Origin of the sequence: Gallibacterium salpingitidis (assembly GCF_001678495.1) — a bacterium.
GTDB lineage: Bacteria > Pseudomonadota > Gammaproteobacteria > Enterobacterales > Pasteurellaceae > Gallibacterium > Gallibacterium salpingitidis.
This window is the reverse complement of record NZ_JTJL01000093.1, coordinates 1-1,248: the sequence shown is the minus strand read 5'-3', so window position 1 is coordinate 1,248 and position 1,248 is coordinate 1. Positions and strand designations below refer to the sequence as shown.

Annotated in this window: 1 protein-coding gene; it reads left to right on the top strand. The window is 32.5% G+C overall.

Annotated elements, in window-relative coordinates; genetic code table 11:
- Nucleotides 1-1,248, top strand: a 1,248-nt coding sequence (locus QS62_RS12125; RefSeq protein WP_197496314.1) for a hypothetical protein, incomplete at both ends; no start/stop codon positions are given.

Sequence of the window (1,248 nt, the reverse complement as noted above, 5' to 3'; positions counted from 1 at the left end):
GATAGCAAAGTTGCAGTTCAAGTCACAAAAACAAATGGTGCCATTAATATTGTGAGTGAGCAAGGACAAAATCAGATTGTTTCTCGTTCACCATATGCATTACAGGCTAGTGGGGTAGGAACAGTTATCAATCTTTCTGCTTTGCAAGGGGAAAATAAAATAATTGTTAATTATCAAAATAGTGCACCTAAATATAGCCATGTTTTATGGGCGGAAAAAGAAGGAACAATCAATTTAACAGGATTACGTAATACGCTTTCTAATGAAGTTTCTGGTGGTGAAAAAAGGAGCTTGATTTTTGCATATGATGGAGGAAAAGTAAATATCCATGCTATGCAAGGAGATAATCATTTTGCTTTAGATCCATATAATACTACAACATCTAATACCGAATTTGTCTATGCACAGAAAAACTCACAAGTTGCCATTAATGCAGAAAATGGAAAAAACTATTTTCAATATATTCAACCTTCTTATAGTTTACCTACAGTGACAAAACTGAGTGAAAGTGCTGCTTTATGGGTATTAAGTCATAGTAAGATGACGCTTAATGCACAAGAAAATATTTTTAATTTTATTGTACCTAATGAACAAGCTTATAGTTTTAAGAATTTAATAGGTTTGAATGTTGGCGTTACAGTACAAGATAAAGAAGGCTATATGACATTTTCAGCTGTAGCATTGACAGGCAATAATGATTTGAAAATAACTGCACAAATTGGATTTATTGCCACAGGAATTCAAACAGCTCGTTATAGTCAAACTTATTTAGAGGCGAAGAATGGTTACAATTCTATTTTTCTTCGCAATACAGATAAAACAACAGATAAGAAATTGTTAGGAGATTTTATTCTCAGTAGGAGAGGTATTGATATATTTCAGAATGGTCAAGTGACTTTATTAGCTCAAGGAAATTATATTGATGTCGGCGGGATTAATGTCTATCAACGCATAGATGGTAAAACAACTGCTCCGGTTTATACTTATGGAGCACTATTAGACAGTAATAGTCAACTAACGATAGAAGCATTGACTGAGAATAACCAAATTATTTTGTCACAAGATGATGATGAAATACCACCTTATCCAATTGAAGCTCAACCTAATTTATATGCAATTGTTGCCAATACAGGTAGTTCAGTATATTTAAAAGCTTTAAAAGGATATAACCAAATTGCTATTAATCCACAGAAGATGTCTCCTAAATATCTTATTACTAGACTTAATGGAATTTTTACTGGTGATGTT